Genomic DNA, 24,620 nt, shown 5'->3' with positions numbered 1-24,620 from the left:
CTCTAGATCGTCTGGGCGGCATCGGCTTCCGCCAGGGCTCGGAGGAAGGCGGGTGGGACCTCGGGCCAGTCGGGGCGCCAGTGGCCGGCGGCCTGGTCGGCGGCGAGTACGGCGAGGGTCGCGACGACGTGGGGGCCGCCGTCGAGGATGTAGCGGACGGAGCCGTGTTCGGCGCACTGGGCGGTGACGGTGGCGAGCAGGGCCTTGGCGGCGTCGGTACGGCCGGTGGCGGCGAGGCAGGCGACCAGCAGGCGGCGGGCCTTCAGGAGCTCGCGGGGGCGGCGGACGGCTTCGAGCTCGTCGACCCATTCCTGGGCCCAGGTGCGGGCCAGTTCCCGGGATTCGGTGGCGGATTCGGTCAGCAGCAGGCGGATGGCGGTGAATTCCTCGTAGAGGACCGTGAATTCGTCGATGGGGTCGATCGGGGTGCGGCGATGGGCGTGGTCGACCACCGCGAGCGGGCCGAAGTCGGGGTGCGGCGGCAGGCCCAGGCGCAGCCGCTCGTTCTCGACCTCGGCACGCAGGCGGGGCAGCGACATCGAATCGGCCACGCGCGCACCCTCGTTCAGGCGGCGGATGGCGGCGGCGCGGTCGCCGCGCAGCGCCTTCACCCGGGCGCCGACCACGTAGCGGGCCAGTTTGAAGTCGACGACGCCGGCGTCGGCGCCGAGTTTGTAGCCCTCGTCGAGCAGGCGCTCCGCCTCGGCGACCTCGCCACGCTCGTAGAGCAGTTCACCGAGCAGCGATCCGGCCAGACGGGCCCCGTAGGAGTGACTGCCGCCGGATTGCTTGGCGATCTTCAGGGCGCTGCGGAAGTACTCCTCGGCGCGCGGGATGTCGAGTTGCAGGCTGGCGGCCAGGCCGAGGAAGCACAGGCCGTGAACATTGTTGTAGTAGCCCTTGTTCCGGCGCATGTACGGGGCAGACCACTCCTGGATGCGTGTCGCCTCCTCGAAGTCGTAGCGGTAGCCCGCGGCGAAACTCGCACAGTTGGCGCCGATGGCCACCACGTACGGGGAGAGCTCGTCGGCCATGGCGAAACACGGTGCGAGCCAATCCTCCACACCGGTCAGCACATCCGCGCGGACTGTCACCACCGCGTGCACCACACCCGCTTCGGCACACAGCCGGGCCGTGGTCCGCGGGTCGAGGTCGCCGCGCTCGAGCGTCTGTTCCGCCAGGGACAGCGCACGTTCGGCCGGACCGGCCCGGTGCAGCAGGATGTTCGCCCACGCCAGATCCAGTTGCAGCCGCGGATGGGATTCGATGACGACCGGGGGGAGCTTGTTCACCAGGCCGATGAGGCTGGCCATCTGGCCGTATTCGAGCAGCGACATGCCGTCGCTCTCCACGATTTCGACCGCGCGCTGCTCGTCTCCGGCCAGCAGGGCGTGGTCGACCGCCTCGCTCACGTGCCGGTGCCCGGCGAACCACTCCGAGGCCGCGCGATGCAGGCGGTCGATCTCCTCGGGCCGATCGTGTTCGAGCCGCTGCCGCAGAAAGTCCTGGAACAGCTGGTGATAGCGGAACCACGGGCCGCCGTCGACGCGGCGCAGGAACAGGTCCTGCTGCTCGATCCGTTCCAGCAGCGCCTGCACGTCGGGCACGCCGGTGAGCGCCGCGGCCAGCTCGCCGCAGGTGCGTTCGGTGACCGAGGTCGCCACCATGAAGTCGAGCACGCCGGGTTCGAGGGTTTCCAGCACGTTCTCGGCGAGGAATTCGCCGATGGCGTGGTGGCGTCCGGTGAGTTGCCCGATCAGCTGCCCGGGATCGTCACTGCTGCGCAGCGACAGCGCCGCCAGTTGCAGTGCCGCGACCCAGCCGCCGGTGGATTCGGTGAGGTCGGCCGCGTCGTCGCGGTCCAGTTCCAGCCCGCCCAGCTCGACCAGCAGGGCATAGGCCTCGCCGGCGGTGAACCGCAGTGCGGCGGTGTCGATTTCCACCAGTTCGTCGCGGGCGCGCATGGCGCTCATGGGCAGGCCGGTCTGGTGGCGGCTGGTCACCAGCATGCGCAGCACCGGACTGCAGCTCTCGATCAGGAAGCGCAGCGCGGCCTGGGTATTCGGGTCGCTCACGCGATGCCAGTCGTCGATGACCACGGTCAGCGGCTCGCCGCGCTGGTCGATGTCGTTGATGAGCGAGGTCAGCACGAAGCGCCCGGCCTCGTCGCCGTGTTCCTCGAGCAGTTCGCCCAGTTCACGTGCCAGGGCCGGCCGGACCGCGCGCACCGCTTCGATCAGGTGGGAGAGGAACCACACCACATTGTCGTCGTCGCTGTCGACGGTCAGCCAGGCCACCGATCCCCCGGCCGCGGTGACCGCCGCGCACCATTGCGCGGCGAGGGTGGTCTTACCGAAACCGGTGGGGCCGTGGACGACCGCGAGCCGGCGGTCGCTACCCGAGCGCAGCGCGTCGAGCAGGCGCGGGCGGGGCACCAGGGCCCGGGTGAGGGTGGGCGGGCGCAGCCGGGTGGCCGGGACCGGCGGCGTGGCGGTGGTGGTGCGGGAGCGCCGGCGCCCGGCCTGGGGCGGGGTGGTGCGGCCGACGGCCCGGGCCCGGTCCGTCGGCGGTGGCGGTTCCGCGGCAGGCGCCGGAATCGGTATGTCGTCGGGTGGCAGCCCGTGCCGTTGCTGGATATCCCGCAGCGCCGCACCGAATTCGGCGGCGGAGCCGGGGCGTTGGGAGCGCTCGCGCGACATGGCCGCCTCGATCGCCCCGGTGAGGTCGGCGGGCAGGCCCTCGCCGGTCAGGTCCGGCATCGGATGCCTGGTGATCCGCACGAACTGCGCGACCAGCTGTTCCCCGCTGCGCCGTTCGAACACCGCGTGCCCGGTGGCCGCGCAGAACAGGGTCGCCGCCAGACTGTAGACATCGGCGGTCACATCCGGGGCCTGCCCCTGCAGCACCTCCGGCGCGGTGTAGGCGGGCGACCCGGTGATCGTGCCCGCCGCGGTCTCGAATCCGCCTGTCAGCCGCGCGATTCCGAAATCGGCCAGCTGCGGCTCCCCGTACTCGGTGAGCAGGATGTTCCCGGGCTTCACATCCCGGTGCAGCAGTCCCCGCCGATGCGCAGTCTCCAATGCCCCCGACAGCCGCACCCCGAGATGCAGCACCTCCGGCCACTCGACCGGCCCGCCCTGCTGTATCCGGGTATCGAGCGACCCGTGCGCGTGGAACGGCATCACGATGTACGGCCGCCCGGTGTCGGTGGACCCGACCTCGAACACCGTCACGATGTTCGGATGCCCCGACAGCTTCCCCATGGCGAGCTGCTCGCGCACAAACCGTTCCAGGCTGTCGGATTCCAGATCCGCGGTCAGTACCTTGATGGCGACGGTTCGCCCCAGCGCGTGCTGAAAGCAGCGGTACACCACGCCGAATCCCCCGCGCCCCACCTCGAGCGCGTCCCCGAACCCGGCAGCCGCCAGTTCCGCCGCGAACCCGAGGTTCTCTTCGCGGCGCGTGGAAAACGGATCGACATGCGGCACAGCGACCCCGATACGAGAACGAGCCAGTCACCCCGAGCATAAGCCGATCACCGCCACCGCGCGCCGATCTCGGGCCGCATGAATCTGCGCCGCGCATCGGTCAGCCAGTCGGGCCGTTCCCGCCGCAGCCGCAGCACCTCCCCGACGGTCCAGCCGCAACCCAGTTCCGGCAGGTCCCCGACCGCGATGTTCAACCGCGCGGCCGCGGCCGCGCGCTTCAAGGGCGTTGCCGCCGAGGCACTTCGATTCCGCTTCGTTGTCATGGTCGTCAATGGTGGGGACGGCCCATGCGGCAGCGCGGCGGTTCGGCGACTTCGCACCCCCGGTGGTTCGACCCCCCCAATTCCGCACCGCGCCAACCTATCCGGAGTCGCCGTATCGGCGCCGCGACAATCCGGAGGAATTCCCGGGCTCGTGCCGAATGCCCTCGGCCATCGGGCCTTCGCGTTGCGTCGGATCAGCCCGCGATTCCGCCCCCGCCGGAATGCCGAGCGGGGGCGGGTATGTGTGGGTCAGTGATGGCGCGCGTAGTCTGCGGCTGCTGCCCAGTCGACGAGGACGCATGGCTCATCACCGACGGTCCAGGCGTCGTGTCCGGGTCGGCAGATCATGAAATCGCCCGCGCCGATCTCACGTTCGGTGCCGTCGTCCATCCGGATGCGCATCCGTCCGGACACGCAGTACCCGACGTGGGACGCCTGGCAGCTGTCCGTGCCAGCGATCGGCTTGACGTGGGTGGACCAGCGCCAGCCGGGCTCGAAGACACCACGGCCGACCGATCCGGATCCTGCTTCGATGACTTCGAATCGGCCGCCGCCCGACTCGAACAGTCGTGTTTCGTCAGGTGAGTCGAAGCTTCTGACCTGCAAGCTCAACTCTTCATGCGGGAGCATGTCGTCCTCGCGAACCAGGTCGAGGTTGCGGAACAGCGCGGGCCCGTCGCAGAGTTCGGCGAGCGATTCGGCGAACCCGGTGGTCTCGGGCATGGCGGAGTTCGCCATGGCCTGTTCGTAGGACGGGAACTCCACGATCTGCAGATACGTATTGTCCCGATCCCGATCCCGGGTCTCCATGCTGTGGGTCGCGGCCCGCTTCCCCTGCGTCGCCGTGAGCCACTCATCGAGATTCTTGTTGAATTCGTCGAGCCGCGTGGTCGTGAACTCGATCGTTTGTACAAATTTCGTCATGGCGCTCACCTTTGTCGATCAGCCGCCCCGCCCATGACGCTACGCCGCCGCAACCAGCATGGATACAGCAATTATTCTTCGGGTCGACCCGAGCCGGAGCCATCGGAAACGACGTGGTCGGCGTCGCGGGGATCCGGAAGAACAGGCCGAGGGGCTCGCCCTTCGGCGGCCAGCTGACCGCAGGCCGCCGCGATCTCCTGGCCGCGGGTGTCGCGCACGGTGCAGGGGACGCCCTGAGCCTCGACGCGCCGAACGAATTCGCGCTCAACAGGTTTGGGGCTCGCATCCCACTTACTGCCAGGGGTCGGATTGAGCGGGATGAGGTTCACGTGAACACGCGAACCCAACACCCTGTGCAGCTTCTTGCCGAGCATGTCGGCACGCCAGGGCTGATCATTCACGTCACGGATCAACGCGTACTCGATCGACACCCGCCGACCCGACTTGTCCGCGTAATACCGTGCGGCATCGAGAACTTCAGCGACCGACCAGCGATTGTTGACCGGCACCAACGTATCCCGCAGTTCGTCATCGGGGGTATGCAGCGAAACAGCCAACGTCACCGACAGATCCTCATCGGCGAGCTTGCGGATGGCCGGGGCCAGACCGACGGTCGAGACCACCACATTGCGCTGGGAAATGCCGAGGCCGTCCGGCGCGGGAGAAGTGATACGGCGAACCGCGTTCACCACACGCTTATAGTTCGCCAGCGGCTCACCCATGCCCATGAACACGATGTTGGACAGGCGGCCGGGGCCACCGGCGACCTCGCCGTCGCGCAGGGCGGCAGCGGCGGCGCGGACCTGGTCGACGATTTCGGCGGTGGACAGGTTGCGGTTCAGGCCGCCCTGGCCGGTGGCGCAGAAGGGGCAGGCCATGCCGCAACCCGCCTGCGACGAGATGCACAGGGTGTTGCGGTCGGGATAGCGCATCAGCACCGACTCGAGCAGCGTGCCGTCGTTCGCCCGCCACAGAGACTTCCGGGTGGTCCCGTCGTCACATTCGATGTGCCGGACCTCGGTGAGCAGCGGCGGGAACAGCGCCTCGGCGACGGTGGACCGCATGGCCTCCGGCAGGTCGGTCATCTGGGCCGGGTCGGCGACCAGCCGTCCGTAGTACTGGCGCGCGATCTGATCGGCGCGGAACTTCGGCAGGCCGAGCTCCTCGACCACCGTCTTGCGCTCCTGCGAATCGAGGTCGGCGAGATGCCGCGGCGGCATACCGCGACGAGGGGCGTCGAAAACGAGGGGCAAGGGGGTAGTCATAACCGTTCCAGTGTCCCATCCCCCGGCGGGCCGACGCCGCCCGGGGGAATCGCGTTCCTCACAGTAAGCGCCGTCACATGGGTGGCGGCTCCACGTCACAGGTGCCCCGCATCCGGGCGGCGGACGCCTGCGATTCCGGATGATCGGGGCCGAGCGTGGCCGCGTAGGCCTCCAGGGTGTCCTGTTCCAGGTCGTCGGCTGCCTCGATGCGACCGAGCGTGCGCCAATCCAGGCTGAGGTTGAGCGCGCACTGCAGGGTGTAGGGATGTCAGCCGCCGCGCGCCCGTCGCAGCCGGGCCAGGGTGTCGGCCCCGAGTTCGGCGGTCTCGGCCGTGCGTCCCAGTCCGGCCAGATCCGAGGCCACGTCGGTCTGGGCGGCGAGGGTGTACGGATGATCGGGTCCCAGCCGGTCCTGGAAGAGGCGAACCCCGTCCAGATCCGCCTGCAGCGCTTCGTCGTGCCGCCCGAGCGCCCGTAGCGCCGCTGCGTGGTTGACCGCGCACGCGGCGGTGTACGGATGATCCGGCCGCACCGCCCGGCAGATCCGGTACGCGGCGGCCGCATACCGCAGCGCCGCACCGAGATCCCCGGTCATCCGGTAGTCATTGGCGACATTCGTTCGGGCGGCGACGGATTCGGGATGCTCCTCCCCGTACACCTCGACATGGTCGGCCAATGCCGCATCTCCAGCGCCTGCGCGTACCGCCCGGACTTGCGGTAGGACACGGCGAGATTCTTGCGAGCCCGCAGAATGTGCTGCTGCCGCGGATTCTCGAACAGCTCGACGAAATCCCGCAGCACCTGCTCCTGCAGCACCACGGACGCCTCGACGTCACCCAGTTCGCGGTGGTTGCGCGCAACATTGTTGACGCAGTGCAACTTCAGGACCGCTTCCGAGGCCAGCAGCGGATCGTTGCGGAACCGGTCGTAGTTCGCGACATCGGCGTCCATGGCATCGGCGAAGCGGCCGACCATCCGGTAGGCCACGGCCAGATTGTGCTCGGCGCGAATGGTCTCGATATGACTGTCGCCCAGATGATCTCGCGCCCACCGGAACGACTCCTCGTTGACCTCGACCGCTCCGGTCCAGTCCCCCGACGTGCGCATGCAGGCGGCCAGCAGATCGCTGGACCACACGTGCTCCTCCGGATACCGCTCGCGCTGCCGCGCGGCACCGTGATCGGCTGCGGTTCCATCCCAATCGCGGGCGTTCGACGTCAGCAGCACATGCCCGGGACCGTTCCACGGGATCACCTCGGAAAGGCGTGCGGGCTTGCGCGGTAAGGGAAAACGCTCGCCCGCGAACCCGGGCGTTGATGACCGTGCTGTCGGGCAGCTCGATCTACTTGATGTCGCCCCCTGTCACCGCTGCCGCGTCAGCGCCCCTGCATTGAACCACCGAAACATTCTGAGCGGCAACCGTTTCAACGCGTCAGAGCAGCGCGGTGAGCACCAGCCAGGCCACGAAGGCCGACGGCAGCATGGAATCCAGGCGATCCATGATCCCGCCGTGGCCGGGCAGCAGCGTGCCCATGTCCTTGATGCCGAGCTCCCGCTTGACCTGCGATTCGATCAGGTCCCCGCTGGTCGCCACCAGCACCAGGCCCACCCCGAGCAGCACGCCGATCATCGAGTTCGCCTGCAGCAGCAGCGTCACCGTGAGCAGGCCGCCGATCACGCAGAACACCAGCGATCCGCCGAAGCCCTCCCAGGACTTCTTCGGGCTGATGTGCGGCACCATCGGGTGCTTGCCGAACAGCACGCCGGCCACATAGCCGCCCACGTCCGAGCAGACCACCAGGATCATGAAGGTGAGCACCCGCAGGTTGCCGTTGTCCTCCTGCAGCATCAGCACCGCGAAGGCCGCCAGCAGCGGAATCCAGGCCAGCACGAACACCGCGATGGCGGTGTCGCGCAGGTAGTTTCGCGGCGTGGCCCGCAGGCCGTGGTCGAACAGCCGCCACACCATAATCGTCAGCGCGGTCGCGCCGAACGCGCCCAGCACCCCCTGCGGCCCGGACGGCCAGGCCAGCCACACCACCGCCTGCCCGCCGACCAGCAGCGGAATCCGGGGCACCAGCACATCGGCCTCGCGCAGCCGCTTGGCCACCTCCCAGGTGGCCACCGCGATCGCCACCGCGATCACGCCGATCAGCACCTTGGGCGCCCACAGCAGAATCGCGATGAGGGACAACCCCAGCCCGAATCCGACCGCCAGCGCCGCCGGCAGGTTGCGGCCCGCCTTCGACGCGGGCGGCTTCCCCTCGTCATTTCCCGGCCCTGCCGACTCCGCGCCCGCCACCGGCGGTGTGGCGGCGTCCTCCGGCATCTCGCCGGTGGCGGCAGTCTCTTCGGCCACGATTGTCCCGTCGCTCACTTGTCGTCCGTTCGTCCCTGCCCCCGGCCGGCGTCGGCCGTCCTAGACCTCGAGCAGCTCAGCTTCCTTGTGCTTCACCAGTTCGTCGACGTGCGCGACGTACTTCTGCGTGGTCTTGTCGAGTTCCTTCTCGGCGCGGCCGACCTCGTCCTCGCCGGCCTCACCGTCCTTCTGGATGCGGCCGAGCTCGTCCATCGCCTTGCGGCGGACATTGCGGATCGAGATCTTGGCGTCCTCGCCCTTGGACTTGGCCTGCTTGACCATTTCCCGGCGGCGCTCCTCGGTGAGCTGCGGGACGCTGACGCGAATGATGTCGCCATTGTTGGTCGGGTTCACCCCGAGGTCCGAGTTGCGGATCGCGGTCTCGATCGGCTGCAGCTGGGACTGCTCGTAGGGCTTGATGACGAGCATGCGCGGCTCGGGCACCGTGATGGAGGCCATCTGGGTGATCGGCGTCGGCGAACCGTAGTAGTCGACCACCACTCGCGAGAACATGCTGGGATTCGCACGTCCGGTCCGAATGGAGCCCAGATCGTCCTTCACCACCGAGACGGCCTTCTCCATTTTTTCCTCGGCGTCGAAGAGCGCTTCTTCAATCACGGCGATTCCTCCACTGCGTCATCGTTCTTGTCTCGGTCATGACCGGACCAGCGTGCCGATCTTCTCACCGGCGACCGCGCGGGCGATATTTCCCTTGGTCAACAGATTGAACACCAGCATGGGCATCTGGTTGTCCATACACAGGCTGAAAGCGGTGGCATCGGCGACCTTCAGGCCGCGTTCCAGCGCCTCCTTGTGGGTGATCTCGGTGAACATGGTGGCGTCGGGGTCCTCCCGCGGATCCGCGGTGAAGACGCCGTCCACGGCCTTGGCCATCAGGACCACCTCGGCACCGATCTCCAGCGCACGCTGGGCGGCGGTGGTGTCGGTGGAGAAGTAGGGCATGCCCATGCCCGCGCCGAAGATCACGACGCGGCCCTTCTCCAGGTGCCGCTTGGCGCGCAGCGGCAGGTACGGCTCGGCGACCTGACCCATGGTGATGGCGGTCTGCACCCGGGTGTCGATGCCCTGCTTCTGCAGGAAGTCCTGCAGCGCAAGGGAATTCATGACGGTACCGAGCATGCCCATGTAGTCCGAGCGGGCCCGCTCCATGCCGCGCTCCTCGAGCTCGGCGCCACGGAAGAAGTTGCCGCCGCCGATGACGACCGCCACCTGGACACCGGTCTCGACGACCTCGGCGATCTGCTCCGCGACCGCCTGCACCACATCGGGATCGAGACCCACCCGACCGCCGCCGAACATCTCGCCACCGAGCTTGAGGAGCACTCGGCGGTAGCCCTTGCGATCGGGGGCGGTATCCGGGTCCGTCATCGGTCTCCTTGTCTCGGCGGTCGAGCGTGCGCACGCACATGAAAAGACCATCCCGGCCGACTAATTGCACGGGACGGCTTGAAAGCTCCATCCATCCTGCCTCACGACCAGCGGCGAGCGTGACCCGACCCTCGATTCGGCCTCCCTATTCGAGACATTTACCCGATTTGCCCGGCCGCCAGGACCTCGGCGATTCGCCCGGCGGCGACCGCGGTGGCGGCGGCCTGCACCACCATCAGCAGGTTCGGGTACTCGACCGGGCGCAATTGGAATACTTCGAGTTCGATCGGCCCGGCCCGCGGATGGCGCACGGTAATGGTGGCGGGCCGGAATCGGCGCACCGGATACTCCGACCACCAGCGGCGGAAGTCCGGGCTCACAACAGACAATTCCGACGCCAGGGCAGCCAGGCGGGGATCGTCGGGGCGACGGCCCACGGCATCGCGCACCTGACTGACCACCGCGCGCGCCGCACGCTCCCAATGGGCCATGCGCATGCGATTCGCGTTCTCGGTGAACATCATCCAGAGCAGATTGCGGCGTTCCGGCGGCAGGGCGAGGGGATCGTCGCGGACCAGTACATAGGCCCGATTCCAGACCAGATAGTCGAATCCGGCGTCGTACACGCTGGCCGGACTGGGCATGACGGCGTCCACCAGGCGCTGCAGCCGAGACCGGTCGGCCTCGGGCTCGGTGTCCTCCGGCTCCGCGAGACCGGCCAGAAATCGCAGGTGACGATGCTGATCGGGATCCAGCCGGAGGGTGCGGGCCAGGGCGTCGATGACCTGCCGACTGGCCGCCACCTCGCGCCCCTGCTCCAGCCACGTGTACCAGGTCACCCCCACCCCCGACAGCTCGGCGACCTCCTCCCGCCGCAATCCGGGGGTGCGCCGCCGCGCGGGATCGCCGTACGGCACCAGGCCCACGTCCCCCGGCTGCAAACGGGCCCGCTGAGCCCGCAGGAACTCGCCGAGCTGCGCGTGCCGGGCGGAGACATGATGCGAGCCGGAAGTGCCGTTGCCGCTTACCATTCGGCCGCCCCCCTGTACAGAGACCTGCCTAGCATTATCGCCACCAGGACAGGCCCGCGCGCGGCTTCCTACCGTCGAATCGAGATCGACGCGATGGGAGCTGGAGATGAGCGCGGACAACGGACCGGTACTGGTCATCGGAGCAACCGGGCGGCAGGGCACCGCCACCGCCGCCGCACTACTGGAGCGGGGCCGATCGGTCCGGGCCTTCGTCCGGAATCCGGACGCACCGCAGGCCCGCCGGCTGCGGGATGCGGGGGCCGAGCTCACCGTCGGCGACCTGGACGGCGAGGAATCGCTGCGGACGGCCATGGACGGCGCGCACGGCGTCTTCCTCATGCTGACCATGATGGACGGCGTCCACATCAGCCTGGCCGCCGTCGCCGACGAGGAGCGGCGCGGGAAAGCGGTGGCCGACCTGGCCGCCAAGGCCGGCGTCGCGCACCTGGTCTACAGCTCGCTGCACGGGGTCGGAGCGGGCTCCGGCATCGAGTACTACGACGCCAAGGAGCACATCGAGGACCACATCCGTGCCCTCGGACTGCCCGCGACCGTGCTGCGGCCGGTGTCGTTCATGGACAATTTCGCCACCTACAACCGGCCGGCCCGCGACGGAGATCACCTGGTCCTCGCCCTGCCGGTGCCGCCGGACCTGCCCATGCCGCTCATCGCGATCCGCGATATCGGCCGCTTCGCCGCCCTGGCCTTCGACCGCCCCGACGAGTTCCTGGGCCGCACCCTGGCCCTCGCCGGCGACATCCCGACGCCCACGCGGATCGCCGAAACCCTCGCGCGCGCAGCCGGATTGCTCCCGCGCGCCGTCCAGGTCCCCGTCGAGCAGATCCGTGCCTTCGACGAGCAGGTGGGAAAGATGTTCGCCTTCTTCAACTCCCGCCCCGCCCCGGCCATCGACGTGCCCGGCCTGCGCGCGGCCCTCCCCGACCTGATGACCCTCGACGCCTGGCTGACCGCCACCGACTGGCCCCTCTGAGGAGCACACCATGACCGACGGATTACTGGCCGCCGACGGCCTGCTGCTGCCACCCGGTGTGGGTGAGAAGGTGCAGCCCACCATGACCCTCAAGGTCGGGGCCGACCACTCCGATGCCTGGTCCGCCTTCGAGGCCGAGGTCCCGCCCGGTTTCGACGTCGGCGCGCACTGGCACGGGCACGCCGAGGAGATCTTCTACATCGTCGACGGCGAACTCGACCTGCTGGCCTTCCACCCCGAGGCCGAGGCCGTGGGCGACTGGCTCACCTGGCAGGCCGCCGACAGCACGCCCGTCTACCGCGGCGGCCCGGGCAGCTTCATGTACGTGCCCGCGGGCTGCCCGCATGCCTTTCACAACCCCGGAACCACCACCGCCAGAATGCTTTTCATGGTCACCCCGGCCGGGCACGAGAAGTACCTCGCCGAGTTGAGCGACCTGCTCCTGTCCGGTTCGGCAACCACGGAGGCTATCTCCGAGCTACGGCTGAAGCACGACATCCACCAGCTGACGGCGCTACAGAACCGACCCACCTGACGCCCCCGGCCCCGGGAAGCATTGCCCAGGAAACAGGGGGCGCCCAATCCCGTTTCAAACAAAGATGTTTCACATACCTTCGGCGCGTGAACACCAAGAACCGCACGCTCCGGACCGGACTGGCCGCCCTCGCTCTCGCCGCCACCCTCACGACCGTCGCAGGCCCCGCTGCCGCCGACATCCCCCTCGTGCCGCCCTCCTCGTCGAGCCCGTCCGATATCGCCGGTACGTCGACCGGCAGCGGCAACCCCGCATCGGGCAGCGCCCAGCGGGAGGACGGCACCGGTGGCGGAGCCGGTTCCGGTTCGGCCTCCGGTTCGGCGACCGGAAGCCAGCAGCTCGTCAACCCCTTCAGTTCGGCACCGATGGGCAACAGCACGGTCGCGGAGACGATCCTGAAAGCCCTGGACTACGTCCCGTGCTCCAGCCTGTCCAGCCCACACACGAACAGCGTCCTCGCCAGCACGGTCGCGCTGCTGATGAGCCTGACGACCGGGACCTGGTACATGGGCGCAGGGTGCGCGTCGTGATCAGAAACCGTACTGCCCGAACAGGATTCGCGGCCCTCGCACTCGCGATGGGCGTCATCGGCGGCGCGGGCCAGGCCTCGGCCGAGGTACCCCTCGCACCCGCCGACCCCATCAGCCTCGACAACGGCATGCCCGCGTCACCCTCGAGCGGCAATCCGTGGTGCGAGTCCCACTGACGTCAGACCTCGGATCCAGGTACGAGAAAGGCCCTTCGCTCATCGAATGACGATGGGCGAAGGGCCTTTTCGAGTGTGTCAGGCGATTACGCCTGGCCGACCTCGAAGCGGGCGAAGCGGGTGATGGTGACACCGGCGTCGTCCAGCTGCTGCTTGACGGTCTTCTTGGAGTCGGTGACCGACGCCTGATCCAGCAGGACGACGTCCTTGTAGAAGCCGTTGACGCGACCCTCGACGATCTTCGGCAGGGCGGCCTCCGGCTTGCCCTCCTCCTTGGCGGTCGCCTCGGCGATCTCGCGCTCCTTGGCGACGAGCTCGGCCGGGACATCCTCGCGGGTCAGGTACTTGGCCTTGAGGGCCGCGACCTGCATGCCGGCCGCACGGGCGGCGTCGGCGTCGGTGCCGGTGTACTCGACCAGAACGCCGACGGCGGGCGGCAGGTCGGTGGCGCGCTTGTGCAGGTAGACGGTGGTGGTGCCGTCGAAGGTGGCGACGCGGCGCAGCTCGAGCTTCTCGCCGATCTTGGCGGCCAGCTCCTGCAGCACCTGGTCGGCGGTCTTGCCGTCCAGCTCAACGGCCTTCAGGGCGTCCAGGTCGGCCGGGCGGGCCTTCGCGGCGGCGGCCACGATGGCGTTCGCGACGTCCTGGAACTCCTGGTTCTTGGCCACGAAGTCGGTCTCGGAGTTGATCTCGATCAGGACGCCGTCCTGCGCGACGACCAGGCCCTCGGCGGTGGCGCGCTCGGCGCGCTTGCCGACATCCTTGGCACCCTTGATACGCAGGAACTCGACGGCCTTGTCGAAGTCGCCCGCGTTCTCCTCGAGCGCCTTCTTGCAGTCCATCATGCCGGAGCCGGTGAGCTCGCGGAGCCGCTTCACATCGGCGGCGGTGTAGTTCGCCATCTCGGGCGAGCCTCCCTTTGTGAGTGAAAGTCTGTGGGGGTCACACCTTGCCGACCGTCATGGAACATGAGCGGTCGGCAAGGTGAACAGATGCCTCGCGGCTGGAAATCAGAAGTCGGCCGGGGTCTTGGGGGCCGGCTCGTCCTTCACCTCGGCCTCGGCCGCGGTCTCCGGCTCGGCGGCCGGGGTGGCCTGAGCCAGCAGCTCCTGCTCCCACTCGGCGAGCGGCTCGCCGGCGCCGGCCTCGGGCTTCGCATCGCCGGTGGCACGCGCGGCACGAGCCTGCACGCCCTCGGCGACGGCGGAGGCGACGACCTTGGTCAGCAGCGCGGCCGAGCGGATCGCGTCGTCGTTGCCCGGGATCGGGTAGTCGACCAGGTCGGGGTCGCAGTTGGTGTCCAGGATCGCGATGACCGGGATGTTCAGCTTGCGAGCCTCACCGACGGCGATGTGCTCCTTGTTGGTGTCGACAACCCAGATGGCCGAGGGAACCTTGGCCATGTCCCGGATGCCGCCCAGGGTGCGCTCCAGCTTGTTCTTCTCACGCGTCAGCATGAGGATTTCCTTCTTGGTGCGACCCTCGAAACCGCCGGTCTGCTCCATCGACTCCAGCTCCTTCAGGCGCTGCAGCCGCTTGTGGACGGTCGAGAAGTTGGTGAGCATGCCGCCCAGCCAGCGCTGGTTCACGTAGGGCATGCCGACGCGGGTCGCCTCGGAGGCGATCGACTCCTGGGCCTGCTTCTTGGTACCGACGAAGAGAACGGTGCCGCCGTGGGCAACGGTCTCCTTGACGAACTCGTAGGCCTTGTCGATGTAGGTCAGCGTCTGCTGCAGGTCGATGATGTAGATGCCGTTGCGGTCGGTGAAGATGAACCGCTTCATCTTCGGGTTCCACCGGCGGGTCTGGTGACCGAAGTGCGCGCCGCTATCGAGCAGCTGCTTCATTGTTACGACAGCCATGGCTCCGTAACTTCCTCTCGTTGCTGGTTGACACAGGAATCGGCGATCCCTGCCCTGGCGCTCACGGCCACCGGAACCCTCCGAAAACGAATCAGGGGGACCAGCCGGCGACACTCACTGTGGGCGCGCGAAGTCGGTCTGCGTTCACGCAAACCGCTGGACCAGTTTACGCAGCGAAGGCGCCAGACCGAAATCGGGCCCGGGGGGTGTGCGTTACTCGGGTGCGCAATCGCAGGTCAGCAGCCTACGGTGGGGCAATGCTCCGAACCGGGCGACTGGCGCTCACACCGGTGCGCGCGAGCGATCGCGACGAGCTCGTGGCGCTGTGGCGCAACCCGCTCGTCCGCGAATTCCTCTTCGACGGCGAAATGCTCTCCCTCGATGAGGTCACGCGGATCATCACAAATTCCGAAAAAAGTTTCGCGACCGCGAATTTCGGGCTCTGGGCGCTCCGAGAAAGCAGCGGCGGGCCACTACTCGGCACAGCTGGATTGCGTGAGCTCGACGGCGGCCCCGACCTGGAAATCGTCTACAGCCTGGCCCCGGCCCGCCGGGGTCGAGGCCTGGCAGGCGAGGCCGTAGCCGCGGTCCTGGACTACGCCTTCGACACGCTCGGATCGGATCGAGTCGTCGCCGAAATCGACGAAGGCAACACCGCGTCACGAGCCGTCGTCGAGCGCCTGGGAATGCGTCCCTACGAGACCGTCCAGGGCGTACTCGGCCCGATGATCCACTACGCCCTGACTCGACCCAGCAACTGACATTCGCACTGTCCACAACCGGTCGTGTCATCCACACTCGCCGCGCACCCTCTCGCCCACCGTCCCGCCGCGGCGCAGGCTGATTCCCATGCCCTCACCCCCACACGATCCACTGCCTCCCGCCCGGCACACCGGCGTCTCAGCCGTGCCGTCCACGACGGCTTCGAATGCCGTGGGCGTAGGCGTTTCCCCAGAACTGCACAGCAGATTTCGCCTCGCGTCGCGTGGGCATGGTTCCGGCGGCACAGTCGTCCGGGTCCTGGCCGGAACGTGCGCGGCGGGCCTGATCGGGCTGTGCGCTGCCATGCCCGCTGCCGGCGGTTCACCAGCGCTCGGCGGCGATTTCGCCTGGCCGCTGCGGCCGCGGCCAGGGGTGGTGCGCGCCTTCGACAAACCCGAACACGATTGGCTGCCCGGGCATCGCGGGGTGGATTTGGCGGGCGATCGGGGGCAGGTGGTGCTCGCGGCCGGGGACGGCATCGTCGTCTTCGCGGGAATCGTGGCCGACAAACCGGTTGTCTCCATCGACCATCCGGGCGGGCTCCGGACCACCTACGAGCCGGTCACCGCGGCAATTCCCGTGGGCCGCAGGCTGACTCGCGGCACGCCGATCGGGCTGTTGGAGGCCGGACACCCACCCTGCTCTCCATGCCTGCACTGGGGAGCGCGGCGGGACGGCGAGTACGTCGATCCGCTCGGGCTGCTCCACCGCACTCCGATCCGGCTCAAGCCCCTCACCGGCGACATCCCGGTCCGTCCCGGCCGCATGGGCGTGAACTTCGAAACCGAGCGAGGATGGTGACCATGTCGCCGAAACCCGCACCCTTCACCTACTCCGATGTCGGCGCGACCGCGGGTGAATTCCCGCCTGGCTACGACCATTTCCGGCTACGCAGGCACATCGGTTCGGGCCGAGCGCTGTTCGAGCAGGCGGCGGAACACATTCTCGGGTACGGGATGCAGCGCGGCACCGGGATCTTCCAGGATGCGACCACGCCGGTAGCCGAGCCGGGGACCGAGCTGACGGTGCGGCTCGGACTGGGACCGATCGGGGTGAGTGCGCCGTGCCGGGTCGTCTACGTCCTCGACGAGCCGGATCGGCGCGGGTTCGCCTACGGGACGCTCCCCGGCCATCCCGAGAGCGGTGAGGAGTTGTTCTGCGTCGAATACGACCCCGCCGACGGCTCGGTCCACGGGGTCATTGCCGCGTTCTCGAAACCGGCCGCGTGGTACACGCGGCTCGGCGGACCGATCGTGCGGCTCATTCAGCGCTGGTTCGCACACCGATACATAGGAACCATCCGGCCACGCTGAGGCGTGCGGCCTCAGTCGTCCGCGAGGTGAGCGGAGAGAGCGGCGGCCTCGGCGCGGAGCGAGGCAGCGCGGTCCGCCCCACCGAAGAGCGCATCGTATTCCGCTGCGGCACTGAGACGGTCGTCGATCTCGGCACGCACGATACCGGCGATATCGGACTCGGTGAGGTCGCGCCGGGCACGTTCAGCCGCACCCAGCCCCACGGCACTGGATTCGACGGCCCCGGCACGAACATCGGAACCGTCCACAGCTTCGGCATTGTCGATAGCGCCCAGAGCCGAACGAAGCGCCGCGGTGGCACTCCGGTCGCGGGCCTTCATCGCCACAGGAAGCGCGGCACGCAGACGTTCACGCAGGGAGGATGGGTTCGTCATGATCATCGACGCTACCCGCTCGGGTTTCGGGTATGGGGTTTGGAGTGGTGGGGTCCGGGACCGAAAAGGCCTGTCCGAGGATGTGATCGGGCATACGGACACCATCGCCGATGCTGCCCGGGCCGGCGATTGGGACCAGGTGCCGAGTCTGGTCGGACATCCTCCACGATCGATCGAACTGCCTGACGATTACGCGAATTCGACCCGGATCGGCGGGTCCGGGCAGCGCCATATGGTCCGCCCCAACGGATTCGACCTCGTCGACGCTGGATTCGCCTGACTCCTCCCGCAGCGAGCAATGCATCGTCGTGCTGTGCGTTTCGCGACAGCGGCATTGCTGATCTCGATCTTGTGCCGCGGGGAACGCTCGGGATGGGCCCGAGGGGCCCGCCGCAGATGCATGCGGCGGGCCACGGGGAGCACCTGGCTGAGAGGAGTGACTGGCTAAATGGCTGCGGGTGTGGCCTTTTCGCGTTCGGCGAGTTCGGACTTCCAGCGGCGGAAGCCCTCTTCGGTGCGGCCGCGCCGCCAGTAGCCGGAGATGGATGCCCATTCGGCGGGGACGGCGCGGTCCTTGCGGATGTAGGGGCGGAGGTCGTGCATGACGGCCTGTGCTTCACCGTGGATGAAGACCTGCACTTGGCCGTCGCGCCAGGGGGCGGAGCGGACCGCGGTGGCGAGGCGCTCTCCCGGTTCGTCCGCGCCGCGGTGAATCCAGGTCAGCTCCACGCCCTCCGGGTGTGCGAAGGCGAGTTCGTCGGCGGGATCCGCGACCTCCACGAATACTTGCCCGACCGCATCGGCGGGCAGCGACTCGCAGGCCGCGGCAATGGCGGGGAGTGCGGATTCGTCGCCGGCCAGCAGATGCCAATCGGCGTCGGAACGCGGAGCGTAGGCGCCGCCCGGGCCCATCAGGTCGATGGTGTCGCCCGGCTGGGCCGCGGCGGCCCACGGTCCGGCGACGCCCTCGTCACCGTGGTAGACGAAGTCGATGGCGAGCTCCTGCGCAGCGCGATCCACCTCGCGCACGGTGTAGGTGCGCACGGTGTCACCGTCCGCACCGGGGAAGACCAGTTTGACGTAGGCGTCGGTGCGGTCGTTGGGGTGGAAGGACGCGAAGCCGGGGCCGCCCAGCCGGACCCGGATCAGGTGATCGGTCAGTCGGATCGTGTTCTGGACCACCAGCGTGATGCGTGTGCGTGCCAAAGGAAACCTCCATACTTAGGATTACCTAAGTGACGCTAGCACGAATTCCGATAGGTCGTCGATAGTATTTCGATAGGCCGTTGTTCAATGGATATCGGATATGAGCGCGGCCAGGGCGGCGGCCAGGCGATCGATCCCGGGGCCGGGCGGGCCGCCGGGTTCGGACACGTACAGGTCGCGGCGGATCTCCACCATCAACGCGGTGACGCGGGGTTCGGTGCCGTAGAAGTCCAGTGGCACATAGGTTCCCGCGAACGGGCTGTTGACGCCGACGCCACCGAAGTCCACGAAGGCCCCGGCCGCACGGGTGAGCAGTTCGTGCGGCGTGTGAAAGGCGTCCGCGCCCAGGCAGATCGGCGGACGTGGTAGGTCACCGTGCAGCTCATAGGGCAGGGGCTGAGCCGGATAGGAGTGGACGTCGATGATCACCGCACGGCCGGTCGCCGACAGGCGATCGGCAACCAGGTCCGTCATGGCCTGCGCATAGGGGTGGAAGTAGCGGTCCAGGAGCGGCGCGGGATCGAAATCGGCTGCCCGCAACGGCATCCGGTCCGTGGTGGCGGTGTACACCGCGCCCATGCCGACGGCGAGCATCTCCTCCCGCTCGTCCGGGAAGCGCTCCGGGTCGACGACCAGCCGGGACAGCCGGTTCACGAATTGCCATGGCCGGGTGGGCGACAGGCGTGCGGCCGCGTCGGCCAGCCGCGCGGTATGGGCGTCGGTGATGGCGTCGAGCTCACGGTCGAGCGCCCCGTCATCGAGCAGCAGTTCCGCACGGACAGCGGCGGGAATCGTGCGCGCGGAGTGCGGAATATGCAGCACCACAGGCGAATCGGCGGCACCGGGCAGCAATTCGGCCGAGTCGGGGATTCGCATGACGGTCAGGCGCGCGGGTGGGCTTGGTCGTGCACCTTCTTGAGCCGATCGATCGACACATGGGTGTACAGCTGCGTGGTGGCCATGCTGGCGTGACCCAGGATCTCCTGCACCACCCGCAGATCGGCCCCGCCCTCGAGCAGATGGGTCGCGGCAGTGTGACGGAAACCGTGCGGGCCCATATCGGGTGCGCCGGGAATGGCGGAAACCACCTCGTGCACAACCGTTCTGGCCTGCCGCTGATCGATGCGTCGGCCCCGGCGGCCCAGCAGCAGCGCGCGCCCCGACTCCGGGGTGGCGAAGGCGGCCCGCCCGAACCGCAGCCAGCCGTCCAGAGCCTGCTCGGCGGGCACGCCGAACGGCACCGCCCGCTCCTTGTTCCCCTTGCCCAGCACGCGCACCAGCCGCCGTTCCCGATCCACGTCCTCGATGTCGAGCCCGCACAGCTCGCTCACCCGGATCCCGGTCGCGTACAGCATCTCGACAATCAGCCGATCCCGCAAGGCCATCGGATCATGCTGCGCCGCACCCGATTCCGCCGCCGCCATGGCCGCCTGCGCCTGCTCGCGCCCCAGCACCGACGGCAGCACCCGATGCGCCCGCGCCGACCCCAGCCGCGGCCCCGGATCCACCGCCAGCCGCCCCGTGTGCGTCAGCCAAGCCGTGAACGTCCGAGCCGACGAGGCCCGCCGCGCCATGGTGGTCCGCGCCGCGCCCCCCGCCGCCTGCGCCGCCAGCCACGACCGCAGCAACGCCAGATCCACCTCCCCCACACCGGAATCCACCGCCCGCCCCAGCAAATGCTCCAGCAATCCGCGCGCATCGCCCACATACGCCCGCGCCGTATGCTCCGACCGATTCCGCCCCAACCGCAAGTGCCGCCCATACTCGGCCAGCAACGCCTCCAAATCCTCGGGCAGCTCACTCATTCGTCCACGCTCACCCGAATCCCCCCGAATATCAAGCACCCGACGCCCGCGCTCGTCACACCTGCCCGCCGGCGATTGCCCACCTCTTCCACGTCAGGTCCAGTCGTGATGCTGAGCTTCACAGTCTTCTGCTGGTGCCGGAGCTTCGCCCAAGAGTTGCGGATGTGCGCAACCAGCAGCCGGTTCCACTGCAACCACGACCAGGTGCCGGCCGCTCCGCGCTGATCGGTTCACCAGCGCTGAAGCGCACGCCGGTGCGACCTTCCGTCGCGAACGCCTCGCGGGCGATCGGCAGTGGCCCGGGCAGGCCGACCTGCGGTCGACGGGGGTGCTGGATCGGCCGAGTCGACGCTAGCCGACCGCTAGAGCGAACCAAGTGCACGCGGCGAGCAGGATCAGGCTGATCACGACAACACCGCGTGTGGTGTAGGTGTGGCGCATGATGTCGGCCTCTCAGGCGAAGTTGAAGCGCTCGGTGTGAATTCGCTCTGCCGGTACTCGCGCCGACGCAAGCGCGTCCTCCACAGCGGCAACCATCGGCGCAGGGCCGCAGATGAAGTATTGCCGGCGCACGTACTGCGCGGACAGATGGCGGGAGAGCATGGGCGCGTCGATGAATCCTCGCTCGCCGGTCCAGTCCGGATCAGCGTTCTCGGGAATCAGAACGGTGGTCAGCACTAGCATGCGTTCCAGGTCTTCGAGTTCGTCGTAGAAGGTGGCCTCCGCGAGCGAGTGGCTCGCGTACAGCAAGAGCACCGGTCTGCTATCGCCGCGGTCGGCCATCGTGCGCAGGATGCTGATCATGGGTGTGATTCCCACGCCTCCGGCGATCAGTACGAACCCGGGCCCTTCGTTGCGATCCGGGCTGAACACTCCGTGCGGCCCGTCGAGGTAGGCGCGGGTGCCCGGCCGGATCTGGCCGACTCGGGAGGTGAAGTCGCCGAGTTCTCTGATCGTCATCTGGACGGTGTCGGTGTATTCGGCGCTGGAGGAAAAGGAGAACGGGTGCGAGGTGATCGCGAAAGGCGATCGATCGACGACCAGCCATCCGAACTGCCCCGGTGCGAAGCTGAATCCGGAATGCCCGACGGGCCGCAAGGTCAACGTGTAGGCACGGCCGCGTTCGGCCGTGACCTCGGTGATCTGCCATGGCCGTCGCAGCCGGATCAGCGGCTTGATCACGCGTACCCACAGAAGCAGCCCGACCAGCGCGGCGGTCATGACCGCCCACAGCCATTTTTTCCAGAATTGGTCGAGGTAGTACCCGACCAGCAGCATGTGGGCCAGGGCGAACGCGACAACCAGAACCGAGAGTAGCCCGTGGGTGATCTGCCATACCTCATAGTTGATCCGCAGGCGACGACGCCACACCGAGGTTGCGACGAGGACCAGCAGCAACACGGTGGAAGCGACCGCGAAGCGGGCACGAAGAGGTGCCTGGGCCAGATTGAGGAGACCGACAATGTCGGTGCCGGCCAGTTGCAGCAGGATCGGGTGCGTGAGGATGAATACGAGCGCCACGTAGGAAATCTGCCGGTGGAACTGAATCAGGGCGTCCTCACCGAACGGTGCGGCTACCGCCTGAAATCGTGCCACCAGCGCGAACTGCATTCCCAGCATCGACATCCCGACAAATCCCAGAGCGATCGAGAATTCCGTCCAGAACCCTCGACCCGGCGAATTCAGACCGACGACGGCGAACACCAGCGGAACGGCGGCCACCGCAAGATACAGGCCGACCCAGGCAAAACCGCGAGCAACCAATGCCACGAAGACCTCCCGATAGCCCGATCTGACCTATCCTCAACTCCGCTCGATATGACCGTCCACGCGCGCGGTCGGCCGGCCGGTCGTGCCGTTCACCGCCGCTGGATCGACGATACGATCGAACTCGGCGGCATCGATGTATCCGGAATCCAGTGCGGCATGTCGTAATGCGGTGCCCCGCAATGGCCGTCTGCCGCAGTCGGGTGGCGGCGGGCAGGCTGGTCAGCGATGTCGTTCGTGGGCGGCGACTATGGCGGCGGTGGCCGAGGTCGGGCGAGTGGTGATGCGGTACCAGCCGTTGGCGTCGCAGGCGACCAAGCCCGCGATCTCCAAGGCGGACAGGGTTGCACGGACTGCGGGCAGGGGCAGGCCGGTGTCGGTTGCCACGCCGCGGGGCAGCCGGGAACCGGTGGCGGGGAGGGCGGCGAAGACCAGGGCCTCATCGCCGGAGAGGTTGTCCTCCGGGCTGGGTGGGACCGTGGCCGGCAGGGACAGGCGCAGCGGGCCCGCTTCGTCGAGGATGTCCTCGGCGCGGGTGACGATGAAGGCTTCGCCCTCGCGGATCATGCGGTGGCAGCCGACCGACGCGGCCGAGGTGACCGGGCCGGGAACGGCCATCGCGGGTCGGCCCAGCCGGCGGCACCATTTCACCGTGTTGCGCGCCCCGCTGCGCATTCCGGCCTCCACCACCACGACACCCTCCGCGAAGGCCGCTATCAGCCGATTGCGGGCCAGAAAATGGTGTTTGTGCGGCGAGGTGCCGGGTGGGTACTCGGTGACGACCAGGCCCGTATCGACGATCTCGGCCAGCAGCTGATCGTGCTGCACCGGATACGGCCGATCCGGACCGCAGGCGAGCACGGCGATCGTCATGCCGCCCACGGCCAGCGCGGCCCGGTGTGCCATCCCGTCGATCCCGAATGCCGCACCGGACACGATCGTCCACCCGTGCGCCGCGAGCTCACCGGCAATCTCGCCGGTCGCATGATTCCCGTACCCGGTGCTGCACCGCGCCCCCACCACCGCGATCGCCCGCTCGGTGGTCTCCAGCAGTGACCGCGGCCCCCGCACCCACAACACCAGCGGCACAGCCGCATCCGCATCCTGCGCCGGATCCAACTGCCCCAGCCCGAGCATCCGCCAGGCCGGCCACTCCGCATCATCCGGCGTCACCACCCGCCCACCCAGCCGCTCGATATGCGCCAAATCCCTTTCCGCCCGGTCGATCCCCCGCCGCAGCTCGGTAGGCCCCCGCAACACCTCGGGCAATGCGCACTCCCGCACCGCCCGCGCCGCCTCCACCACCCCCACCGACCCGATCAACGCGGACAACGCCGCACAGGGCCCCTCCACCACCCGGGACAGATATACCCAAGCCAACCGCCGCTCATCCGCACTCCCACCCCCGATCGCTTCGCCGCCAGATGCCTTCACCCCATGCATCGCTCCGGTCCACCCGGAGCCGCGCCCGAACTCGCTGCCGCAATCGGGCGCGGGGCGGCGCGACCCGGACGCTGTTGCGCCGGCAGAACCAGGCTCGCCGACCTGCACGGTGTCGGTTACCCTTGCGGCGCTTCGCGCGACCGACACCGTCGGGCCACTCGTCGCCACATCCGCTGAGGCCGAAGCGGATTCGTGGCGCTCACCGGTCGGCCGAGTCGAGCTGTGGTTGTCCGTCTCGCTCATGCTCCACCTCGCTGTCGAAAGCTCAATGCCTGCAGGACGTCCTGGGCGCTGGGCACGTCACCACCACGCAAGTCACAGACAGTCCAGGCAACTCTGATCGCGCGGTCGGCGCCGCGGGCGGACATGCGGCCGTGCTGTAGCGCGTTCTCGACCGGGGCGAGCGCCTCGCGGGGCAACCGGAAGCGTTGGCGGAGCACGTGTCCGGGCACCTCCGCATTGGTGGTCATACCGAGTTCGACCCATCGGTCGGCGGCCGCGTTCCGCGCCGCCGTCACGCGGGTGCGGACCTCCTCACTGCTCTCGACCTCGTCGCCGGTGAAGGCTCCGGCGGCCTGGGCATGCATCTGCACCGAGAGATCGATGCGATCCATCAGCGGTCCGGAAAGTTTGCCGAGGTAGCGGCGGCGAGCCAGGGGCGCGCAGATGCAGTCGATATCGCGGGCGGGGGCACACGGGCACGGATTCGCCGCGAGGTTATGGATAGGGTTCAGTTCCTGACCGTTGACCGGCTGAGGGTGGGTGTCTTCGGGGGTCGGAGGTGGGTGACCGAGCTAGCGGTTTCCAGTTCCTGGCGAAGTCTCTTGTTCTCCAAGGTGAGTCGTTGAATCTGTGCGACCGCGAGGTCGAGGTTTTCCCGAAGGTCTCGGTTGCGCTGTCTCAGCTTCGTGGTGTCGTCGGTGGCCGCCGCCGGAGGCGGCGGCTGTGTCGCTTGTTGCTCGGCGGTGAGTTCGGCGGTGATGTCGGGGAATCGACGGCGGAAGGTGGTGTTGGCCAGGCCAACTCGCCGAGCGAGCGCCAGGACCGAGATCCGTGTGCCGGTGGTCTGGGCGTGGGCGCGCAGTTCGGTGAGTTCGGCCAGGACGGTTGCCCGGTCGGGTTGGGGGCGGGCCAAGG

At 68.4% G+C, this 24,620-nt stretch carries 28 protein-coding genes and 2 pseudogenes; 9 read left to right on the top strand and 21 right to left on the bottom strand.

Features of this window, described 5'->3' with window-relative positions:
- Positions 1-2: 2 nt before the first annotated feature.
- The 11 genes and pseudogenes from ACQP1O_RS10230 to ACQP1O_RS10180 all read right to left on the bottom strand — a co-directional run bounded on the left by ACQP1O_RS10230 (position 3) and on the right by ACQP1O_RS10180 (position 10,719).
- Positions 3-3,488, bottom strand: coding sequence for a protein kinase domain-containing protein (locus tag ACQP1O_RS10230; RefSeq protein WP_433565578.1), 3,486 nt, complete (start codon positions 3,486-3,488; stop codon positions 3-5).
- 47 nt (positions 3,489-3,535) lie between these two features.
- Complete coding sequence (locus tag ACQP1O_RS10225) at positions 3,536-3,751, bottom strand: hypothetical protein (protein ID WP_433565577.1); 216 nt, start codon at positions 3,749-3,751, stop codon at positions 3,536-3,538.
- 249 nt (positions 3,752-4,000) lie between these two features.
- Positions 4,001-4,675, bottom strand: coding sequence for a cupin domain-containing protein (locus ACQP1O_RS10220; protein ID WP_433565576.1), 675 nt, complete (start codon positions 4,673-4,675; stop codon positions 4,001-4,003).
- 161 nt (positions 4,676-4,836) lie between these two features.
- Positions 4,837-5,940 (bottom strand): annotated as a pseudogene (gene rlmN / locus ACQP1O_RS10215) (23S rRNA (adenine(2503)-C(2))-methyltransferase RlmN); the annotation flags it as partial.
- 73 nt (positions 5,941-6,013) lie between these two features.
- Positions 6,014-6,148 carry a hypothetical protein gene (locus ACQP1O_RS10210; RefSeq protein ID WP_433567639.1) on the bottom strand — a complete coding sequence of 45 codons (135 nt, stop codon included), beginning with the start codon at positions 6,146-6,148 and terminating at the stop codon, positions 6,014-6,016.
- Between the two features lie 60 nt (positions 6,149-6,208).
- Positions 6,209-6,535, bottom strand: a complete 327-nt coding sequence (locus ACQP1O_RS10205) for a tetratricopeptide repeat protein (protein WP_433565575.1) — start codon at positions 6,533-6,535, stop codon at positions 6,209-6,211.
- Complete coding sequence (locus ACQP1O_RS10200; RefSeq protein WP_433565574.1) at positions 6,532-7,167, bottom strand: tetratricopeptide repeat protein; 636 nt, start codon at positions 7,165-7,167, stop codon at positions 6,532-6,534. The genes ACQP1O_RS10205 and ACQP1O_RS10200 overlap by 4 nt, the downstream gene beginning before the upstream one ends.
- Before the next feature lie 205 nt (positions 7,168-7,372).
- On the bottom strand, positions 7,373-8,269 hold the full coding sequence (locus ACQP1O_RS10195; protein WP_433567638.1) for a phosphatidate cytidylyltransferase: 897 nt from the start codon (positions 8,267-8,269) through the stop codon (positions 7,373-7,375).
- A 90-nt stretch (positions 8,270-8,359) separates the two neighbouring features.
- The gene (gene frr / locus ACQP1O_RS10190) at positions 8,360-8,917 is read right to left on the bottom strand and encodes a ribosome recycling factor (protein ID WP_364613922.1); all 558 of its coding nucleotides are present in this window, start codon (positions 8,915-8,917) and stop codon (positions 8,360-8,362) included.
- A gap of 36 nt (positions 8,918-8,953) precedes the next feature.
- Positions 8,954-9,688, bottom strand: a complete 735-nt coding sequence (gene pyrH / locus ACQP1O_RS10185) for a UMP kinase (RefSeq protein WP_040859803.1) — start codon at positions 9,686-9,688, stop codon at positions 8,954-8,956.
- Between the two features lie 158 nt (positions 9,689-9,846).
- The gene (locus ACQP1O_RS10180; protein ID WP_433565573.1) at positions 9,847-10,719 is read right to left on the bottom strand and encodes a helix-turn-helix transcriptional regulator; all 873 of its coding nucleotides are present in this window, start codon (positions 10,717-10,719) and stop codon (positions 9,847-9,849) included.
- Between the two features lie 106 nt (positions 10,720-10,825).
- On the opposite strand from ACQP1O_RS10180, the gene ACQP1O_RS10175 reads away from it, so the two are divergent.
- The 4 genes from ACQP1O_RS10175 to ACQP1O_RS10160 all read left to right on the top strand — a co-directional run bounded on the left by ACQP1O_RS10175 (position 10,826) and on the right by ACQP1O_RS10160 (position 12,951).
- On the top strand, positions 10,826-11,710 hold the full coding sequence (locus tag ACQP1O_RS10175; RefSeq protein ID WP_433565572.1) for an NmrA/HSCARG family protein: 885 nt from the start codon (positions 10,826-10,828) through the stop codon (positions 11,708-11,710).
- A 10-nt stretch (positions 11,711-11,720) separates the two neighbouring features.
- Complete coding sequence (locus tag ACQP1O_RS10170; protein ID WP_433565571.1) at positions 11,721-12,245, top strand: cupin domain-containing protein; 525 nt, start codon at positions 11,721-11,723, stop codon at positions 12,243-12,245.
- Positions 12,246-12,331: 86 nt separating this feature from the next.
- Positions 12,332-12,775 (top strand): hypothetical protein, encoded by a 444-nt coding sequence (locus ACQP1O_RS10165; RefSeq protein WP_433565570.1) that lies wholly within the window; start codon positions 12,332-12,334, stop codon positions 12,773-12,775.
- Complete coding sequence (locus ACQP1O_RS10160) at positions 12,772-12,951, top strand: hypothetical protein (RefSeq protein ID WP_433565569.1); 180 nt, start codon at positions 12,772-12,774, stop codon at positions 12,949-12,951. The genes ACQP1O_RS10165 and ACQP1O_RS10160 overlap by 4 nt, the downstream gene beginning before the upstream one ends.
- Positions 12,952-13,037: 86 nt before the next feature.
- Here the strand turns inward: ACQP1O_RS10160 and tsf are convergent, their stop codons facing one another.
- Positions 13,038-13,853, bottom strand: coding sequence for a translation elongation factor Ts (tsf, locus tag ACQP1O_RS10155; RefSeq protein ID WP_433565568.1), 816 nt, complete (start codon positions 13,851-13,853; stop codon positions 13,038-13,040).
- A gap of 108 nt (positions 13,854-13,961) precedes the next feature.
- Positions 13,962-14,813, bottom strand: coding sequence for a 30S ribosomal protein S2 (gene rpsB, locus ACQP1O_RS10150; RefSeq protein WP_364613906.1), 852 nt, complete (start codon positions 14,811-14,813; stop codon positions 13,962-13,964).
- 257 nt (positions 14,814-15,070) lie between these two features.
- Between rpsB and ACQP1O_RS10145 the strand changes: the two genes are divergently transcribed.
- From ACQP1O_RS10145 to ACQP1O_RS10135, 3 genes are all read left to right on the top strand, one after another.
- Positions 15,071-15,574, top strand: a complete 504-nt coding sequence (locus ACQP1O_RS10145) for a GNAT family N-acetyltransferase (RefSeq protein WP_433565567.1) — start codon at positions 15,071-15,073, stop codon at positions 15,572-15,574.
- 304 nt (positions 15,575-15,878) lie between these two features.
- On the top strand, positions 15,879-16,376 hold the full coding sequence (locus ACQP1O_RS10140; protein ID WP_433567637.1) for a M23 family metallopeptidase: 498 nt from the start codon (positions 15,879-15,881) through the stop codon (positions 16,374-16,376).
- A gap of 2 nt (positions 16,377-16,378) precedes the next feature.
- Positions 16,379-16,888 (top strand): DUF1990 family protein, encoded by a 510-nt coding sequence (locus ACQP1O_RS10135; RefSeq protein ID WP_433565566.1) that lies wholly within the window; start codon positions 16,379-16,381, stop codon positions 16,886-16,888.
- An 11-nt stretch (positions 16,889-16,899) separates the two neighbouring features.
- On the opposite strand, the gene ACQP1O_RS10130 is transcribed toward ACQP1O_RS10135, so the two are convergent.
- Positions 16,900-17,262, bottom strand: a complete 363-nt coding sequence (locus tag ACQP1O_RS10130) for a hypothetical protein (RefSeq protein ID WP_433565565.1) — start codon at positions 17,260-17,262, stop codon at positions 16,900-16,902.
- On the opposite strand from ACQP1O_RS10130, the gene ACQP1O_RS10125 reads away from it, so the two are divergent.
- On the top strand, positions 17,261-17,542 hold the full coding sequence (locus tag ACQP1O_RS10125) for a hypothetical protein (RefSeq protein WP_433565564.1): 282 nt from the start codon (positions 17,261-17,263) through the stop codon (positions 17,540-17,542). The two genes, ACQP1O_RS10130 and ACQP1O_RS10125, sit on opposite strands and share 2 nt — an antisense overlap.
- A gap of 164 nt (positions 17,543-17,706) precedes the next feature.
- Here ACQP1O_RS10125 and ACQP1O_RS10120 read toward each other — a convergent pair whose 3' ends face one another.
- The 4 genes from ACQP1O_RS10120 to ACQP1O_RS10105 form a co-directional block, all read right to left on the bottom strand.
- Positions 17,707-18,468 carry a siderophore-interacting protein gene (locus ACQP1O_RS10120; RefSeq protein WP_433565563.1) on the bottom strand — a complete coding sequence of 254 codons (762 nt, stop codon included), beginning with the start codon at positions 18,466-18,468 and terminating at the stop codon, positions 17,707-17,709.
- 84 nt (positions 18,469-18,552) lie between these two features.
- Entirely contained in the window at positions 18,553-19,344 is a 792-nt protein-coding gene (locus ACQP1O_RS10115; protein WP_433565562.1) for an N-formylglutamate amidohydrolase, read from the bottom strand.
- 5 nt (positions 19,345-19,349) lie between these two features.
- Complete coding sequence (locus ACQP1O_RS10110; RefSeq protein WP_433565561.1) at positions 19,350-20,273, bottom strand: tyrosine recombinase XerC; 924 nt, start codon at positions 20,271-20,273, stop codon at positions 19,350-19,352.
- A gap of 453 nt (positions 20,274-20,726) precedes the next feature.
- Positions 20,727-21,884: a ferredoxin reductase family protein gene (locus tag ACQP1O_RS10105; protein ID WP_433567636.1), complete on the bottom strand. Its 1,158-nt coding sequence runs from the start codon at positions 21,882-21,884 to the stop codon at positions 20,727-20,729.
- Between ACQP1O_RS10105 and ACQP1O_RS10100 the strand changes: the two genes are divergently transcribed.
- Positions 21,768-22,208, top strand: coding sequence for a hypothetical protein (locus tag ACQP1O_RS10100; protein ID WP_433568026.1), 441 nt, complete (start codon positions 21,768-21,770; stop codon positions 22,206-22,208). The genes ACQP1O_RS10105 and ACQP1O_RS10100 overlap by 117 nt on opposite strands.
- Positions 22,209-22,262: 54 nt before the next feature.
- Here ACQP1O_RS10100 and dprA read toward each other — a convergent pair whose 3' ends face one another.
- From dprA to ACQP1O_RS10085, 3 genes and pseudogenes are all read right to left on the bottom strand, one after another.
- Positions 22,263-23,483 (bottom strand): DNA-processing protein DprA, encoded by a 1,221-nt coding sequence (gene dprA, locus ACQP1O_RS10095; RefSeq protein WP_433565560.1) that lies wholly within the window; start codon positions 23,481-23,483, stop codon positions 22,263-22,265.
- A 239-nt stretch (positions 23,484-23,722) separates the two neighbouring features.
- Positions 23,723-24,199 (bottom strand): annotated as a pseudogene (locus tag ACQP1O_RS10090) (ATP-binding protein); the annotation flags it as partial.
- Positions 24,200-24,213: 14 nt separating this feature from the next.
- Positions 24,214-24,618 carry a hypothetical protein gene (locus ACQP1O_RS10085; RefSeq protein WP_433565559.1) on the bottom strand — a complete coding sequence of 135 codons (405 nt, stop codon included), beginning with the start codon at positions 24,616-24,618 and terminating at the stop codon, positions 24,214-24,216.
- Between the last annotated feature and the right edge of the window lie 2 nt (positions 24,619-24,620).

The sequence above is a fragment of the Nocardia sp. CA-151230 genome, from assembly GCF_050942175.1.
Lineage (GTDB): Bacteria > Actinomycetota > Actinomycetes > Mycobacteriales > Mycobacteriaceae > Nocardia.
The sequence above is the reverse complement of the archived record's forward strand: the minus strand, read 5'-3'. Positions and strand labels throughout refer to the sequence as shown.